Consider the following 16,217-nt stretch of genomic DNA (forward strand, 5'->3'; position numbering starts at 1 on the left):
GGTCACGAAAAATAGCCATGCAGGAACCACCCGCCCGCCCGGCACTCGCGATAGATCCACAGCCATGCCGCATCCTGCGCCAGGGCGACGAAGTAGTCGCGGCGCACGTCGCCGGCCTGTTCCCCGCCATCCCACCAGCCCGACTCGATGCGCTCCGGACCGGCCAGCAGCGTCAGCGGGCCGCGCCGATATGGCCGGCCGTCAACTTCCGGCAAGGCTTCGGGCGCATCCAGCAGCCAGAGCGGACGGGGCGGCGGCAGCGGCGCGCAGGCCGCATATTTCCCGAGCGGCGCGGTCCGGCGTGTCGCGCATTCCGGGCGATGGTCGGCGTGCGCCGCGACCCGATACACCCGCGCCTCCCCGAGCCGGGCGCCCAGGCGTTCCAGCAGGACGCCGATCGCTTCCTGGCCGGCCCGCGCGTCGTCCAGCAGCGGACGGTTGCGCGCGGGCAAGGCCTCGACCCGCGCCGCCTCCAGGCACAGCGCCTCGACCGGTGCGGCCAGCGCCATGCGCTCCAGGCGTTCGCGCAGCACGCGCTCGATGCGGCCGCCGTCCGCCGTCACGTCGGCGAAGCGCAATTCCACGCGCGTCTCGCCCCGGCGATGCAGCAGGCGCAGCACCGCCTCGCGCGCGCCGGCCTGGCGCGCCGCCAGCCAGCCGGCCAGCGCCCCCGTCAGGCGGCGCGCCGCGAACAGCAGGGCGGCGGCGTTGTCCACCGCGGCCGGCAGTTGCAACGGCAGGGCGAAACGTTCGGGAAAGACGAAGTCGGGACGCGGATCGGGGCATTCGCCGTACGCGCGCCCGAGCAGCCGCATGCTTTCCTCGCCGAGGCGCCGGGCCAGGGCGGTCGCCGGCAGACGGCGCGCCGCGCCCAGCGTGCGTGCGCCGAACCGCGCCAGCGCGGCCGCCGCGCCGCCCGGCAGCACGGTCACCGGCAGAGCATCCAGCTGCCGGCCCAGAGCTTCGGCGTCGGCACAGCGCGTCTCCGGGCGCAGGCGCGCCAGCCACTCGGCGCCGAGCGGCGTCGGCGCCGCCGCGGAAGAAATGGAGAAGCCCTGCGCCGCCACGCCGGCCAGCGCGGCCGCCTGCAGTTTTTCCAGCCCGCCGAACAGGCGCAGGCAGGCCCCGACGTCCAGCAGCAAGGTATCCGCCGCCAAAGCGACCCGTGGCGTCAGGCCGCCGGCCCAGCAGGCCAGCGCGTGCATCGCCGCCGCCTCGCGCGGCCGGTCGCGCGCCAGCAGGACGATGCCGGGCGAGAGCGCGCGCGCCGCGGCGACGCCGATGCCGGACGCCACGCCCGCCCGCCGCGCCGCCTCGTCTTCGAGCAGAACGCGGCCGTGCTCGACGACGGCGCTAGGCGACGGCAAAGGGACGCGGGCCTCGAGGGGAAGCCGCGGCAGATGCAGGGCGAGCCATATGGGTGTCATGGCCGTCGCGCCACGCCGACGGGCGCGGCGGTTCGAGCAAGATCGTCCGCTCGCACGGCGGGCCGCGCCGCTTGAGCACGTCCACGCCGAGCGTCCCCCGCGGGCCGGCGGAAAGTAACAGGCGCAGCGGCGCCGCCGACGCTTCCGCGCGGGTACGCCGCGGGCGGAACAGGAACGCCGGGGCGCTGCCTGCGGCGGCGGCGACCTGCAGGCGGCGCACCTGCGCGGGATCGGCATGCCCCGCCCAGCACACCACGGCGCCAGCGGCGCCGCTGGCCAGCGTCTGCTCCGCCGCCCACAGCAGATCGCGCGGCGATTCCGGCGCAACCACCGCGAGGTGCGCGCAGTCGGCGCCGCCGGCAATCCACGCCGGCGCGTGCAAGGCGTGCGGCGGTGCGATCAGCACCGCCCAGCGCCCCTCCGCGCGCACCGCGTTCAACACCGGCAGCAGCAGCGCGCACTCGCCGAAGCCCGCGCCATCCGCCAGCAGTTCGCTCAACGCCCCGCGCGGCCAGCCGCCGCCCGGCAATTCGGCGTCGAGCGCCGGAAACCCGCTGGACAGGGCGGGAACCTCCGCGCCCGCCAGCCGGCCGCGCCAGACGTCGGGACGCGCCAGGATGTCGTCGAGGGCAACGGCGGTGCGCATGATCCAAAGGCATTGATTCAAGCCACGGAAAAAAACGTAAAACAACAATTAACCACAGCGACACGGCGGGCACGGCGAAAAGGCAAGTTTTGGTTTTTCCGCCGTGCCCGCCGTGTCGCCGTGGTTAAACCAACCCCGATCACCGCGGCAAGCGGCGGACCAGCCCGACCATCACGCCGAAGATTTCCAGCCGGCCCGCCGGGCGGATCACCGGGTAGGCCGCGTTGCGCGGCTTGAGGACGTTCCGTCCGTCCTCCACCGCCAGTTCCTTGAGCGTGAATTCGTGGTCCACCACGGCGACCACGAAATCGCCGGGCCGGGCCTCGCCGGTGCGCTCCACCGCGATGATGTCGCCGTCGTGGATGCCGGCCTCGACCATCGAATCGCCGCGCACCGGGATCATCACCGTGCGCGAGGGATGGCGGACGAGGTAGTCGTCGACCAGGAAGGCGTCGGCGCCGACGCCGTCGATCGCGTCGGGCCGGCCGGCGCGGACGTTCCCGCCCGCCAGCGGCCGTTCGAAGAAGCGCGCGGCGGGAATCCAGGCATCCTCGTCCGGCGCGCGCTGGACGAAGCCGGCTGCGGCCAGGCGCTCCAGCAGCTTGCGCGACGCCGTTTTGGAGGCGAAGCGCAGCAACTCGGCGATGCGCTGCATCGACGGAATGCGGCGGTTCTCCGCGTAATAGTCGCGCAGGAGGTCGAGGTACGCTTCATCCTTGTTCGGGGTCACCATGGCCATCGCTCCAGTGCTCATTCGGGCACCATGGTAGTGCCCGAACGGACACCTGTCAAACCCGAGGCATGTAAAAAAACGGCGCACCGGCAAACGCCGGGCGCCGTTACTTTAGCCGGTCCAACCGTCAGACCTTGATGCTTTCATCCTCGATGTAGCTGCGGATGATCGACTCCACATCCTGGTCGGCGCTGAAGCCGAGCCGGGCGGCGCGCTCGGTCGTGAAGGCCGCCGGCCAGGAGAGCACCAGCGCCTCGATGCGCGGGTCGGGCTGGATGCGGATGCGGTCGGCCACCGCGTCGCCGGCGATCCGCCGCAGCGTGTCGATCATCTCGCCGACCCCCGCGGTGGTGCCCGGCAGGTTGAGCACCCGCTTAGTGCCCCACGCCGACGACGGCAGTTCGCCGGCGTGGATCAGCGCTTCGATCACCTTGGCCGGGGAGAGCAGCCAGATCTTCGCCTCGCGCCCCACCGGGCAGATCGCTTCGACGCCGTTGAGCGGTTCGCGGATGATGCCGCTGGCGAACGAGGAAACCGCCAGATTGGGCTTGCCGGGGCGCACGGAGATGGTCGGCAGGCGCAGCGAACGGCCGTCGATGTAGCCCTTGCGCGAGTAGTCGGTGACGAGGTATTCGCAGCAGACTTTCTGGGCGCCGTAGGAGCCTTGCGGGTTGGGTGTGGTGCCGTCGTCGAGCACCGCCGGTAACTCGCCGCCGAACACGGCGACCGAGCTGGTGAAGACGAAGCGCGGCGGTTTGGCCTGTTTTCGGCAGAGGTCGAGCAGGCCGCGCGTGCCGTCGAGGTTGACGCGCATGCCGAGGTCGAAGTCGGCCTCGGCGCCGCCGCTGACCACCGAGGCGAGGTGGAACACCGCCGTGGTGTCGCCGCCGAGCGCGGCCTCGACGCCGGCCCGGTCGGTGAGGTCGCCCTTGACGCAGGTGAGCCGCGCATCGACGTGCTCCGGGAACGCCATGTCGAACAGGGTGATCCGCGCGATCGGCACCTGCCGGCCCTCGCCGTCCGCCAGCGTGCCCTTCTTCAGCAGCGCCTGCGCCAGACGGTAGCCCAGGAATCCTCCTCCTCCGGTAATCAGTACTTTCATGTCGAGCCCTCGCCAAGTGGTTGTTTACAATCCGGGGGCGCCGCCCGGCGCCCCCTATGCCGGAATCGTAGCAACGGCGAATGTTTCCGTATATTGAAAAGAATAGAATCATCGATTCCGAAATTTCATCGATCGGCCATGTCCAATTCCGTCCCGCCGCTGCTGCTCAACCGCCTCCGTATGCGTCAGGTGCTGCTGATGCTGGCGATCCACGAGCACGCAACGCTGCACGCCGCCGCGCGGCAGCTCGGCACGACGCCGTCGGCCGCGAGCAAGATGCTGCACGAGCTCGAAGCGGCGGTCGGTGAGGCGCTGTTCGAGCGCGAGGGACGCGGGCTCCGGCTCAATCCGGCCGGCCAGGCCGTGCTGCATGCCTGCCGCGGCGTGCGCGGCACGATGGCCGCCTTGGGCAACGAGCTGTCCAAGCTGCGCCAGGGCGGCGCGGAAAAGATCTTCATCGGCAGCATCATGGTCGCCCTGCCCGACTGCCTGAGCGGCGCGCTGCTGGAGACCAAGCGGCGCTATCCGCTGCTGTCGGTCGAGGTGACCGTCGACACCAGCGACCGGCTGATCGAGCGGCTCTGCGACGGCAGCCTCGACATCGTCGTCGGACGCCTGCCCCGGCCCGGCGATCCGGCCAGCCAGGAATGCGTCTTCCGCCCGATCGGCGAGGAGGAGGTGGCGATCGTCGCCTCGCCGGGCCATCCTCTAGTCGGGCTGGCCCGGCGGGAACCGCTCCCCTTCAAGGCGCTGCTGGACTACCCGTGGATATTGCAGCCCAAGGGCAGTCCCTCGCGCGAGGTCATCGACCAGGAATGCATCGGCCACGGCGCCGGCATGCCGACCGGCTTCGTCGAAACCTCGTCGCTGGTGTTCACCGCCACGCTGCTGATGCGCGAGCACATGCTGGCCGTCGCGCCCCGTTCGATCGCCGCGCAGTACGTGGAAAGCGGCGTGCTGAGCGTGGTCCCCTACGAGTTCATGCACCGGCTCTCGCCCTGGGGCAGCATCGTGCACCGGGACCGGCACGCGAGCCCGGCCAAGGACACGCTGCTCGAACTGCTGCATGCCGGCGCAATGGCCGGGAAACGCTGAGACGGAACCGGAAAGCGGCCGGCCCGCACGGATTTCCGGCGCGGCTTTCGCACCCGCGCCGGGCGCTCTAAACTTGCCGAATTCCGTTTTCCCGAACCGCGCCATGGACGATCTGGACCGCCTCCACGCCGACATCGACGCCCGCGTGCTCGCCATCCGCGCCGGCGCGCCCGACTGGCCCTGCGCCAAGGGTTGCGATACGTGCTGCCGCCATCTCGCCGACGTTCCTTCGCTGACCGCGATGGAATGGGAACGGCTGCGGGACGCGCTGGCCGCCTTGCCGGAAAGACAGCGGGAACGCATCTCCCGCGCCGTCGCCGCGCTCCCGGAAGCGCCGGCGGGTCCGGTCGTCTGCCCGCTGCTCGACGGCGAGACCGGCGCCTGTCCGGTGTATGCCTGCCGCCCGGTGGCCTGCCGGACCTACGGTTTCTACGTGCAGCGCGATCGCGGCCTGTATTGCCGGGCCATCGAGGTCCAGGCGGCGGCGGGCGCCCTGGCGGACACCGTCTGGGGCAACCACGATGCCGTTGACCGCCGGCTGGCCGCCTTGGGCGAGACGCGCCCATTGACGGCGTGGTTCCGGGCCGCGCCCGCCTGAACGCCGTACCGTTTTCGCGGTCTGACGGCCGATCACAAGGAAACCGCTCTTCACAACAAGTACAGTTCATGACCGACGACACAAGAAAAGATCCCGTATCGGCCCGCATCCGCGCGCGCATCCAGCGCGCCGGCCAGCGTTTCCACGCCAACGACAACATCGCCGCCTTCCTCGAACCGGGCGAGCTGGACGCCCTGGTTGACGAGGTCGAGGAAAAGATGAAGGGCGTGCTGGCCAGCCTGGTCATCGACACGGAAAGCGACCACAACACGCAGGACACGGCGCGCCGCGTCGCCCGGATGTACCTCGGGGAAGTGTTCCGCGGCCGCTATATGCCCGCGCCGCCGGTCACCGAATTTCCCAACGTCGAGCGGCTCAACGAGTTGATGATCGTCGGGCCGATCACCGTGCGCAGCGCCTGCAGCCACCACCTCTGCCCGATCATCGGCCGGCTGTGGATCGGGTTGATGCCCAACGAACATTCCAACCTGATCGGCCTGTCGAAATACTCGCGCCTCGCCGAATGGGTGATGAGCCGGCCGCAGATCCAGGAAGAGGCGATCACCCAGATGGCCGAGCTGCTGATGCGCAAGGTCAGCCCCGACGGCCTGGCCGTGGTCATGGAAGCCGATCACTTCTGCATGCACTGGCGCGGGGTGAAGGACGCCGAAACCAAGATGATCAACAGCGTGATGCGCGGCAGCTTCCTCAAGGACGCCGCGCTGCGCCGCGAATTCCTTTCCCTGATCAAGCTGAAGACTTAGAAGAGGCCACGATGCTCGTCCGATTGCTCTACGCCAGCCGCCCCGCCGCCCCGCTGACCGCCGCGGTGGTCGACGCCATCCTCGTCCAGTCGCGCGCACACAATGCCCGGCTCGGCATCACCGGCATCCTCTGCTACGGCCGAGACACCTTCCTGCAGGTGCTCGAAGGCGGCCGCGACGAGGTGTGCGAGCTTTACAACACCATCGTGCGCGACGACCGCCACGCCCACGTGCGCATCCTCAGCTTCGAGGAAATCTCCGAGCGCCGCTTCGGCAACTGGACGATGGGCCACGTGGACGTGTTGACGGTCAATCCGTCGCTGCTGCTCAAGTACGCCGAACTGCCGCTGCTCAACCCGTTCAACTGTTCGGGCAAGGCGTCGCTGGCGCTGCTCGACGAACTGCTGGCCACCGCGGCGGTGATCGGCCGAAGCGGCTAGCCGGCCGCGCTACTTCGGGTTCCCGGCGCTCGCCGCGGTCTGCCCGAAGAGCACGGCGCGGGCTTCGTCGGTGACGGTCGGCGCGGTGTTGATCCCCTCGGCCCGGCGGTACGCCTCGACCACCGCCGGCCGCGTCCGGATCGCCTCGAACCAGCGCTTCAGGTGCGGGAAGTCGTCCAGGTTCTGCTGCTGCCGCTGCCACGGCACGATCCACGGATACGCCGCCATGTCGGCGATGGAATAGTCGCCGGCGACGAACTCGCGGTCGGCCAGGCGCGTGTTCAGCACGCCGTACAGCCGGTTCGTCTCCTTCACGTAGCGCTCGATGGCGTAGGGAATCTTCTCCGGCGCGTACAGGCCGAAATGGTGGTTCTGCCCGGCCATCGGGCCGAGCCCGCCCATCTGCCAGAACAGCCATTGCAGCGTCTCCGTGCGCCCGCGCAGGTCGGACGGGATGAAGCTGCCGGTCTTCTCGGCCAGGTAGAGCAGGATCGCCCCCGACTCGAAGACGGAGACCGGCGCCCCGCCGTCGGCCGGCGCGTGGTCCACGATCGCCGGGATGCGGTTGTTCGGCGAAATCCGCAAAAAGTCCGGCCGGAACTGCTCGCCCTTAGAGATGTTGACCGGAAAGATCCGGTACGGAAGCTGCGCTTCCTCCAGGAAGATGGTGATCTTGTGGCCGTTGGGGGTGGTCCAGTAATGGAGGTCGATCATGGCGGGTCTCCTGAAAGCCGGTTGGACCCGCCAATTGTGCGCCCGTTTCGACTTCAGAACGGCATCGCACCGGTGATCGAATGCATGAACAGGTAGATGAAGAGGATCGGCCAGGTCAGCTTGAAGAACAGTTTCTGATAGTTCGACGAAGTTCATCTCGCAGCGCTCGCACAGCAGGTACAGCGCCGGAATGACCGGGCTCGCCAGGCGCCAGGCCTGGCCGACCATGGACGCCACCGCGATCTCCTCGGTCGAGATGCCCAGCTGACTGCCGACGGGCGCGACGATGGCCGCGATGCCGAAATAGAACGCATCCTGGGGCAGGAAACAGATCGCCGGGGCAGCGAGCAGAGCGTAGATCGGCGCCATGTGCACGCCCAGCGACTGGGGCAGGACGGCGATGATGCTGTTGGCCACGGCGGTTGACATGCCGCTGTTTCCCAATATCCCCGTGAATGCGCCGGCGGCGAACGTGGCCAGCGACGGGATCAGGACGTCGGAGGCGCAGTTCCTGATGAGATCGAGCTGCTCGTCGAGCTTGTAGTTCACCGCCAGCGCGATGGCCGAGCCGACCATGAACAGCACGCCGCCGTGCCCGATGTCCGCAATCAGCGCGCCGACGACGAGCACGGTCAGGATCAGGTTGAAATAGAAATACCGGGGCCGCTTGAAATCCGGCTCGAAATTCTTGACCGAGGACACCATCTCCTCGATGTGCTCGGGCGTGACGTTCAAGGAATGCGCCGGGTCGTAGTTCAGCCGGGCCCGTTCCTTCTTGCCCAGCCAGAAGGCAACGCCGATCACGTACATCCACGCCATGAGCATGCCCGGCAGTATCTGCCTGAACATCGTGCCCATGTTAACGCCGAGCGCCGTGGCGTTGGCCACCAGCGGACCGCCCCACGGCAACTGGTTGAAGATGCCGACGGGCAGGGTGATCAGCACCGCCAGATACGACAGTTTCATCTCCATGCGTTTGAACAGCGCCAGGAACGCCGCGGTACACACCACGATCGTGGTGGTGGTGTCGCCGTCCAGCGTAACCATGCTGGCAACCATGATCGTGGCGACGCTCACCTTCAGCGGATCGCCTTTGGCCATCTTGATGAAGAAGATGCAAAGCGGGTCGAACAGGCCCGCCTTGAGCATGACTCCGAAATAAAGGATGGCGAACAGGATGAGCACGAGCCCGGACATCACGCCCATCTTGACCTTGTGGGTCGTCGGGTTCTGGCTGAAGAACAGCCCTTTCTTGATCCAGTCGAAGATCAGGACGGGGTCCTTGCCGGTGATCAGGCATGCCGCGATTCCGAAGACGATCGGAACCAGGATCAGCGCGGTGAAGACGTTCAGTTTTTTCTTGGTCAGCAGCACCAGGAATGCTGCGATCATCCCGTAGGCCAGGAACGTTATCATTGTTTTCCCCTTGATTTGAATGTGCCGGTCTCGGCATCGGCGATGCGTGTCGCCGAACCCTCGTTGCGTTTGCTGCCCTGAGAAGCTTGTTTTTTGCTACTTGGCGAGAAGCCGCGGTTCCAGGCGGATGCCCTACCCCGTTTTCGCCGGCCCTGTGTCGGGTCGGCGAAGGATGCCGCCGTACGGGCCGATCGTTGCCCGGCGGCATCCGCCCGTTCACGTCACTTGATGAACCCGACCCGGCCGTGGATTTTTTTGACGATCTCGCCTTTCCGGGCGTTGAACTCGGCCTTGTTTTTCTCGATCAGGTTGTTGCCCTGGGTGTCGATCGAGATGATCAAGGGCCCGAATTCCCTGACGCGGTTGACCCACAGCGTTTCCGGCATGCCGAGGTCCTGCCATTCGGCGCGCTCGATTTCCTCGACCTGGGTCGCCGCGACGACGGCGCATCCGCCCGGGAAGATCGCGTGAACCGCCTTGTGCCTTTTGCAGCCCTCCTCGGTCAGCGGCCCCATGCCGCCCTTGCCCACGATCAGCTTGACGCCGGTCTGTTCGATGAACTCCTTTTCGAACTTTTCCATCCGCATGCTGGTCGTCGGACCGATCGACACCATTTCGAATTTGCCGTCCTCCCGCTTGCGCACGATGGGGCCGGCGTGGAAGATCGCGCCACCCTTGAGGTCCACCGGCAGCTCGCGCTTCTGTTCGATCAGCCGGCGGTGCGCCACGTCGCGGCAGGTGACGAGGTGGCCGGTCAGATAGACGACGTCGCCGATGCGCAAATCCTCCAGGTCCTGATCCCTGATCGGCGTGGTGAGAATCTTCTTGCTCACAGCGTGACTCCTTCGTGCGAAATGATCCGGTAGCTCAGATCGGGGTTGACGCGGATGCGGCCGCGCCGATGCGCCCAGCAGCCGGTCGAGACGGCGACGCCGATCGTCGAGGGATGGCGCGCGGAGGACTCGATGTTGACGCCCATCACGCTGTCGGTACCGGTCAGTCCTTGCGGCCCGATGCCCATTTCGTTGAGTCCTGCTTCGAGCAGCGTCTCCATCATCGCGGCATCGGCATCCGGGTGGCGGGAGCCGATCGGGCGCATCAGCGCCTTTTTGGAAAGGCGGGCGGCCGTCTCGACCGCCGTCGAGATGCCGACGCCGACCAGCAACGGCGGACAGGCATTGACGCCGCGCGACGAGATGACGTCGAAGACGAAATCGGTCACGCCCTCGTAGCCCTGGCCCGGCATGAGCACGGTCGCCGAACCCGGCAGCGTGCACCCGCCGCCAGCCATATAGACGTCGATCGTCACGCCGTCATCGTCGGGGACGATTTCCCAGTCGAGCCAGGGAATGCGCGAGCCGGTGTTGGTGCCGGTATTCTTCTCGACGAAGGTTTCGACGGCGTTGTGTCGCAGCGGCGCGGCGATCGTGGCGCGGCGCGTGGCTTCGGCGAGGACGTCGCCCAACTCGCCGAGCAGCGGGAACCCGGCGCCGGCCGTGATGAAATACTGGATGACCCCGGTATCCTGGCAGCTCGGCCGGTCCAGCCGGTTGGCGGCTTCCTGGTTCTCGGCCATCGAAAGATAGATCGCCTTGGCCAGCGGTTTGGTTTCCCGCGCGCGGAGCTCCGCGAGTTTCCTCTCGACATCCGTCGGAAGATGCTTGCCTATGTAGGCGGTGAATTTCGCCATCGTGTCGGTGAGCGACTGCACGGCGTCTTGCTTGTCCATCGGTTTCTCCTGTCCATGCCCCTTTAGGCGGCGTGGGTAATCTATAATTTTCCAGGAGAGACAGAAATACGTATTTCGGCAAACCATATGTGCCATACAGGAAAAAATGAAATTGCGCACCGACCTCGCCTTTTTTTCCACCCTGATCAAGAGCGGCAGCCTTTCGGCCGCGGCCAGGGAGTTCAACGTCACGCCCTCGGCGGTCAGCAAGTGGCTGGCCCAGCTCGAATCGCGCCTGGGGGTGCGCCTGATCGCCCGCAACACGCGGCGCATCAGCCTGACGCAGGAAGGGGAGATTTATCTCGCCGAAGGTCGGCGCATTCTTGGCGAAATCGATGAGCTGGAACGCACGATAGCGAGCGGCCAGGGCGCGCCCGTCGGGCTCCTGAAGGTGCAGGCCACGCTGGGCTTCGGCCGGTACTTCATCGCTCCGGCGATATCGAAATTCGCGGAGTCATACCCGGACCTGGAGATTCAGTTGCTGCTCACGGACCGGCCGTTGAGCCTGGCGGAAGGCGACGTGGATGTGAGCATCCGCTTCGGCCCGCCGCCCGACGGCCGGGTGATGGCGCGCAAGATCGCCAATCACCGGCGCCGGATCTTCGCCTCGCCGATCTACCTCGAAGGCCGCAGCAGGCCGATGGTGCCGCACGACCTGACCCAGCACAACTGCCTGATCGTCCGCCAGGACGACGTGGCCTACGGTCAATGGCATTTCACCAAGGCGCGCAAGACGCAGAGCGTCAAGGTGCGCGGCACGCTGAGCAGCAACGACGGGGCGGCCGTGCTGACCTGGGCGCTCCAGGGACATGGCGTGATGATGCGTTCGGAATGGGACGCCGCGCCGTTCGTTCGGAGCGGCCAGCTGGAGGTTCTACTGGAGGACTATGCGCTGCCTCCGGCCGACATTTACGCCGTCTACCCGCAGAAGCGGAACCTCGCCGCCAAGGTGCGCGCGTTCGTGGACTTCCTGGCGGAACATTTCGCCCAGAAGTCCGGGCGGCAGCGTTTCCTGTGGTGACGCGCGCCGGCTGACGGACATCCTTCCGTCATCCGGCGCGGCGAGCAGGCGGCGGGGATCAGCCGCCTGCCACGGTCTTCAGAGAAGTTCCTTCGGGATGTTGCCGCCGTTGTCTGCCAGGCGCTGCAGGACCGTCTTGTGCAGCCACATGTTCATCTGGGCGGAATCGGCCATCTTTTCCGGCGGGCAGCCGAGTTCCGCGGCGAGGGTCTTGCGCGCGTCGAAACTGCTGTCGAGGCCGAGCAGCTTGAGCAGGTCGACGATGGAGGTCTTCCAGTTGAGCTTCTGGGGATTGGACGCGGCCAGGCCTTCGAGCTTGGCGACGACGTCCACCGGCGAGATCGCGGCCGGTGCCGGCGCCGCCGGGGCTGCGGCCGTGGGCGACGCGGCCGGCGGAGTGGTGGGTTGGGGTTTATTGCCGAAACCGAGCTTCTCGAGGATTGCGCTGAACAGGCTCATGGGGAGTTCCTTTCGGGACGGTTGACGACACCTCGGAGCATACGCACGACTCCGAGCCACGCTTCACTCTACATCACCGGAAACCCCGGCAATTTCAAGGTAAATCGGATTTTGCAATTCACCGGGTCCGGGCGATCCGGACGACCGCCTCCATGTGCCAGGAAATAGCTTTTCGGCAGCGCATTGACCGTAAAATTAGAATAATCTAATATATAGATCGAGCGCGGCACGCGGATTCCCGCTCTTTCGCACCGCTGCCTTTCTTGCCGCCGCCCTGTCCGCAACCGGAGCGCACGCCTCATGACCATCGACTGGAGCCATTTCACCCCGGCCGCTGCCCTCGCCGGCGGTCTGCTGATCGGGCTGGCGGCCGCCCTGCTGCTGGCGTTCAACGGCCGCATCGCGGGCATCAGCGGCATCCTGGGCGGATTGCTGGCGCGTCCGCGTTCGGGCGAATTCGCCTGGCGCGCCGCCTTCGTCCTCGGGCTGATCCTCGCTCCCGCGCTGTACCAGGTCTTTGCCGCGCTGCCGGCAAGCCGTGTCGACACGGGCGGCGCCGGACTCGTCGCGGCGGGCCTGCTGGTCGGCTACGGCGCCCGCCTGGGCTCGGGATGCACCAGCGGCCACGGCGTCTGCGGCCTGTCGCGCCTGTCGCCCCGCTCGCTGGCGGCCACGCTGACCTTCATGGCCGCCGGCTTCGCCACCGTTTTCGTCGCGCGGCACCTGCTCGGATGAGATCGCGATGCCTGTTCTGACCGCCTTCGCGGCCGGGCTGATGTTCGGGCTGGGGCTGATCGTCTCGGGCATGAGCGATCCGGCCAAGGTGCTCGGCTTCCTCGACCTCGCCGGGGCCTGGGACCCTTCGCTGGCGCTGGTCATGGCCGGCGCGGTCGCCGTGGGGCGGGTCGCCTTCCGCCTCTTCCGCGACCGCTCGCGGTCGCTGCTCGGGATGCCGCTGCAGATGCCCACCGCGCGGCAGATCGACCGGCGCCTGCTGGCCGGCAGCGCGCTGTTCGGCATCGGCTGGGGGCTGGCGGGCATCTGCCCGGGTCCGGCCCTGGTCCTGCTCGGGGCGGGGTCGACGCCGGGCATGCTCTTCACCGCCGGGCTGCTCGGCGGCATGGCGGCGTTCGAGGCGCACCGGCGCCGGCGGGAAACGCCGCGTCCTTGAAGCGGAGGACGTGGCGAGAGCGGAACTGGCTATACTCGCCCGCATGCAGAGACGATCGCTCCTCGCCGCATGCGCGCTGGCATGCTTCCTCGCCGCGTGCGGCAGCGTGCCCACGGCGCCGGAACACGTGCCGGCGGCCCCGGCGCGGCCGCTGGCTTCCGAACCGGGGCGGGAAGTCGCCCTGTATGCCCTGGGGCTGATCGACACCGGCTACCGCTTCGGCGGCAAGAACCCCGAGGCCGGCCTCGATTGCAGCGGCATGGTGGCCTACATTTTCGACCGGGCCGCCGGCCTCAAGCTCGGCGGCAGCGCGGCGGACATCGCCCGGCGGGGCCGTCCGGTCGGCCGCGACGACCTGCGGCCGGGCGATCTGGTGTTCTTCAACACGCGCAACGCGCCGTTTTCCCACGTCGGCATCTACATCGGCGACGACCGTTTCATTCACGCGCCGTCAACCAACGGGCGCGTGCGCATCGACCAGATGAGCGCGCGCTACTTCGCGCAGCGCTTCAACGCCGCGCGCGCCTACTTCGACTGATCCGGCGGCCGGACCGGCCGGGATATTTACACCATTTTTATTCCCGGCGCGGGAGAATCGGCGGCGACACCACCACCCGGCCGGCCTTCCGGCGATTACATGGCGATTCCCGGCAAAAACGGCGCGACCCGCTCCTTTCCCCGCGCGGACTGGCTGCCGCAGGCGCTGACCGTGCTCGCCTGCGCCGGCACCGCCGCCATCGCGATGCCGCTGGCCGCCGTCCTGGACCCGGCGAACATCGTGATGCTGTTCCTGCTCACGGTATTGCTCGTCGCCGTCCGTTTCGGGCTGCGGCCGGCGCTGCTCGCCGCCGTGCTCAACGTCGCCCTGTTCGATTTTTTCTTCGTGCCGCCGCGCTTTTCCTTCGCCGTGCGCGACGGCCAGTACCTGGTGACTTTCGCGGTCATGCTGACGGTAGCCGTCATCACCGGCCGCCTGACCGCCGGGCTGCGCCGGCAGGCCGACGACTCCGCCGCCGCCGAGGAGCGCGCCCGGGCGCTTTCCGAAATGGCCCGCGACCTTTCCGGCGCATTGACGCTGGAACAGGTGGCCGACATCACGCGCGCCTTCCTGTCCCGCCAGTTCGACGCGCGCGCCGACCTGCTGCTGGCCGACGACGGGCAGCTGCGGCCGCTCGCCGGCGGCAAGGGGCCGCCGCTGCACGTCGAGCCCCGCCTGGCGACGATCGCGTACGAACAGGGCAAGCCGGTGGAATGCTCGCAACTGGCGTCCGGCGGCTATGCCGCGCTGTATCTGCCGCTGCAGGCGCCGACGCGCGTGCGCGGCGTGGTCGCCGTGGCGCCCGCCGGCGACGCGCCGCCGGAGGCGCTGTTCGCCCGCAGGCCGCAGCTCGAAACCGTGGCCCTGCTGATCGCCATCGCCATCGAACGCATCCATTACGTCAACGTGGCGCAGCGCACGCAGATGCAGATCGTCGCGGAGCGGCTGCGCAGTTCGATCCTCTCGGCGCTCTCGCACGACCTGCGCACGCCGCTCACCGTCCTGGTGGGGCTGGCGGACTCGCTGGCCGTCACCCGCTCGCCGCTGGACGGGGCGGCGCGGGAAACCGCCGGGGCGATACGCGACCAGGCCGGACGGCTGGCCGGGCTGGTCGCCAACCTGCTCGACATGGCCCGGCTGCACGCCGGCGAGGTGACGCTGCAGAAGGAGTGGCAGCCGATCGAGGAAGTCATCGGCGCGAGCATCAAGCTGCTCGGCCACGCCCTCGCCGAACATCGGGTGAAGGTGGCGCTGGCCGTGAACCTGCCGCTGGTAGCGTTCGACGCGGTGCTGATCGAGCGGGTGTTCTGCAACCTGCTGGAAAACGCCGCGAAGCATTCGCCGGCGGGCAGCCCCATCGAGATCGAAGTGCGGGCCGCGGACGGATGGCTGTGCGTCGACGTTGACGATCACGGCCCGGGCTTCCCGGCGGCCGCCTCCGCCATGTTCGACATGTTCGTGCGCGGCGAGAGCGAATCGTCCCGGCCCGGCGTCGGGCTGGGGCTGGCCATCTGCCGGGCCATCGTCGAAGCGCACGGCGGGACCATCGCGGCGGCGAACCGGCCACAGGGCGGCGCCTGTGTGACGTTTACCCTGCCGCTGGGCGAACCGCCGGCCATCGAGGATGAGACGCCCGCCGAGCCGGGAGCCGGCGCATGAGCGCGGAGAAGCCCACGGCGCTGATCGTCGAGGACGAGCGACAGATTCGCCGCTTCGTGCGCAGCGCGCTGGAGGAGGAAGGCTGCCGCGTGGCCGAGGCGGAAACCTCGGCGCAGGGGCTGCTGGAAGCGGGCAGGCAGACGCCCGATCTCGTCCTGCTCGACCTCGGCCTGCCGGACGGCGACGGCGTCGAATTCATCCGCGCCCTGCGCGGCTGGTCCGACGCGCCGATCCTGGTGCTGTCCGCCCGCGCCCACGAAAAGGACAAGGTGCGGGCGCTCGACGCCGGCGCCGACGACTATCTGACCAAGCCTTTCGGCGTCGGCGAACTGCAGGCCCGGGTGCGCGCCCTGCTGCGGCGCAGGAATCGCGGCGACGCGGCGTCGCCGCGGGTGGAGTTCGGCGAAACCGCGGTCGACCTCTCGCTCCGCCGGGTGGTGCGCCACGGCGAGCCGGTGCATCTCACGCCGATCGAATACCGCCTGCTCTGCGTGCTGCTGGCCAACGCCGGCAAGGTGCTGACGCAGCGCCACCTGCTGCACGAGGTGTGGGGCCCGGCCAGCGTCGAGAGCCATCACTACCTGCGGGTGTACGTCGGCCGCCTGCGGCAGAAACTGGAAATCGACCCGACCCAGCCGCGCCATTTCCTCACCGAGACCGGCGTCGGCTATCGCTTCCAGCCCTAGGGTTGCCCGACGCACCTTT

The 16,217-nt window shown here is 68.3% G+C and carries 18 protein-coding genes and 1 pseudogene; 10 read left to right on the plus strand and 9 right to left on the minus strand.

From position 1 onward, the window contains the following. Positions 1-2 precede the first annotated feature (2 nt). The 4 genes from QM701_RS10755 to denD all read right to left on the minus strand — a co-directional run bounded on the left by QM701_RS10755 (position 3) and on the right by denD (position 3,908). Positions 3-1,367, minus strand: a complete 1,365-nt coding sequence (locus QM701_RS10755; protein ID WP_415167056.1) for a Y-family DNA polymerase — start codon at positions 1,365-1,367, stop codon at positions 3-5. Beyond that, complete coding sequence (gene imuA / locus QM701_RS10760) at positions 1,354-2,094, minus strand: translesion DNA synthesis-associated protein ImuA (RefSeq protein ID WP_415167057.1); 741 nt, start codon at positions 2,092-2,094, stop codon at positions 1,354-1,356. Before imuA ends, QM701_RS10755 begins: the two co-directional genes overlap by 14 nt. 118 nt (positions 2,095-2,212) lie before the next feature. After that, positions 2,213-2,827 (minus strand): LexA family protein, encoded by a 615-nt coding sequence (locus QM701_RS10765; protein ID WP_415167058.1) that lies wholly within the window; start codon positions 2,825-2,827, stop codon positions 2,213-2,215. 106 nt (positions 2,828-2,933) lie between these two features. Then, a complete protein-coding gene (denD, locus tag QM701_RS10770) occupies positions 2,934-3,908 on the minus strand; it encodes a D-erythronate dehydrogenase (protein WP_415167059.1) in 975 nt (324 codons plus the stop codon). 138 nt (positions 3,909-4,046) lie between these two features. Here denD and QM701_RS10775 point away from each other — a divergent pair, with 138 nt between their 5' ends. The 4 genes from QM701_RS10775 (at position 4,047) to QM701_RS10790 (ending at position 6,805) form a co-directional block, all read left to right on the plus strand. Then, positions 4,047-5,003, plus strand: a complete 957-nt coding sequence (locus tag QM701_RS10775) for a LysR family transcriptional regulator (protein WP_415167060.1) — start codon at positions 4,047-4,049, stop codon at positions 5,001-5,003. A 103-nt stretch (positions 5,004-5,106) separates the two neighbouring features. Continuing rightward, positions 5,107-5,601 carry a YkgJ family cysteine cluster protein gene (locus QM701_RS10780; protein WP_415167061.1) on the plus strand — a complete coding sequence of 165 codons (495 nt, stop codon included), beginning with the start codon at positions 5,107-5,109 and terminating at the stop codon, positions 5,599-5,601. 68 nt (positions 5,602-5,669) lie between these two features. Further along, the gene (gene folE / locus QM701_RS10785; protein ID WP_415167062.1) at positions 5,670-6,365 is read left to right on the plus strand and encodes a GTP cyclohydrolase I; all 696 of its coding nucleotides are present in this window, start codon (positions 5,670-5,672) and stop codon (positions 6,363-6,365) included. Positions 6,366-6,376: 11 nt separating this feature from the next. After that, complete coding sequence (locus tag QM701_RS10790; RefSeq protein WP_415167063.1) at positions 6,377-6,805, plus strand: BLUF domain-containing protein; 429 nt, start codon at positions 6,377-6,379, stop codon at positions 6,803-6,805. A gap of 9 nt (positions 6,806-6,814) precedes the next feature. Here the strand turns inward: QM701_RS10790 and QM701_RS10795 are convergent, their stop codons facing one another. The 4 genes and pseudogenes from QM701_RS10795 to ttdA all read right to left on the minus strand — a co-directional run bounded on the left by QM701_RS10795 (position 6,815) and on the right by ttdA (position 10,664). Then, complete coding sequence (locus QM701_RS10795) at positions 6,815-7,519, minus strand: glutathione binding-like protein (RefSeq protein ID WP_415169386.1); 705 nt, start codon at positions 7,517-7,519, stop codon at positions 6,815-6,817. Between the two features lie 153 nt (positions 7,520-7,672). Then, positions 7,673-8,935: pseudogene (locus QM701_RS10800) on the minus strand (citrate:proton symporter); the annotation flags it as partial. A 221-nt stretch (positions 8,936-9,156) separates the two neighbouring features. Then, positions 9,157-9,768 carry a L(+)-tartrate dehydratase subunit beta gene (gene ttdB / locus QM701_RS10805; protein ID WP_415167064.1) on the minus strand — a complete coding sequence of 204 codons (612 nt, stop codon included), beginning with the start codon at positions 9,766-9,768 and terminating at the stop codon, positions 9,157-9,159. Next, positions 9,765-10,664 carry a L(+)-tartrate dehydratase subunit alpha gene (gene ttdA / locus QM701_RS10810; protein ID WP_415167065.1) on the minus strand — a complete coding sequence of 300 codons (900 nt, stop codon included), beginning with the start codon at positions 10,662-10,664 and terminating at the stop codon, positions 9,765-9,767. The genes ttdB and ttdA overlap by 4 nt, the downstream gene beginning before the upstream one ends. Before the next feature lie 106 nt (positions 10,665-10,770). Here ttdA and QM701_RS10815 point away from each other — a divergent pair, with 106 nt between their 5' ends. Then, the gene (locus QM701_RS10815) at positions 10,771-11,685 is read left to right on the plus strand and encodes a LysR family transcriptional regulator (protein WP_415167066.1); all 915 of its coding nucleotides are present in this window, start codon (positions 10,771-10,773) and stop codon (positions 11,683-11,685) included. Between the two features lie 78 nt (positions 11,686-11,763). On the opposite strand, the gene QM701_RS10820 is transcribed toward QM701_RS10815, so the two are convergent. Then, positions 11,764-12,144 carry a DUF3597 domain-containing protein gene (locus QM701_RS10820; RefSeq protein ID WP_415167067.1) on the minus strand — a complete coding sequence of 127 codons (381 nt, stop codon included), beginning with the start codon at positions 12,142-12,144 and terminating at the stop codon, positions 11,764-11,766. Positions 12,145-12,444: 300 nt separating this feature from the next. On the opposite strand from QM701_RS10820, the gene QM701_RS10825 reads away from it, so the two are divergent. The 5 genes from QM701_RS10825 (at position 12,445) to kdpE (ending at position 16,198) form a co-directional block, all read left to right on the plus strand. Continuing rightward, positions 12,445-12,879: a YeeE/YedE family protein gene (locus tag QM701_RS10825; protein WP_415167068.1), complete on the plus strand. Its 435-nt coding sequence runs from the start codon at positions 12,445-12,447 to the stop codon at positions 12,877-12,879. A 7-nt stretch (positions 12,880-12,886) separates the two neighbouring features. Continuing rightward, entirely contained in the window at positions 12,887-13,315 is a 429-nt protein-coding gene (locus tag QM701_RS10830) for a DUF6691 family protein (RefSeq protein WP_415167069.1), read from the plus strand. Positions 13,316-13,358: 43 nt separating this feature from the next. After that, positions 13,359-13,853 carry a C40 family peptidase gene (locus QM701_RS10835; protein ID WP_415167070.1) on the plus strand — a complete coding sequence of 165 codons (495 nt, stop codon included), beginning with the start codon at positions 13,359-13,361 and terminating at the stop codon, positions 13,851-13,853. 99 nt (positions 13,854-13,952) lie between these two features. Further along, a complete protein-coding gene (locus tag QM701_RS10840) occupies positions 13,953-15,512 on the plus strand; it encodes a DUF4118 domain-containing protein (protein WP_415167071.1) in 1,560 nt (519 codons plus the stop codon). Continuing rightward, positions 15,509-16,198: a two-component system response regulator KdpE gene (gene kdpE / locus QM701_RS10845; protein ID WP_415167072.1), complete on the plus strand. Its 690-nt coding sequence runs from the start codon at positions 15,509-15,511 to the stop codon at positions 16,196-16,198. Before QM701_RS10840 ends, kdpE begins: the two co-directional genes overlap by 4 nt. The last annotated feature ends 19 nt before the right edge of the window (positions 16,199-16,217 follow it).

The organism is Propionivibrio sp. (genome assembly GCF_047602565.1).
Lineage (GTDB): Bacteria > Pseudomonadota > Gammaproteobacteria > Burkholderiales > Rhodocyclaceae > Propionivibrio.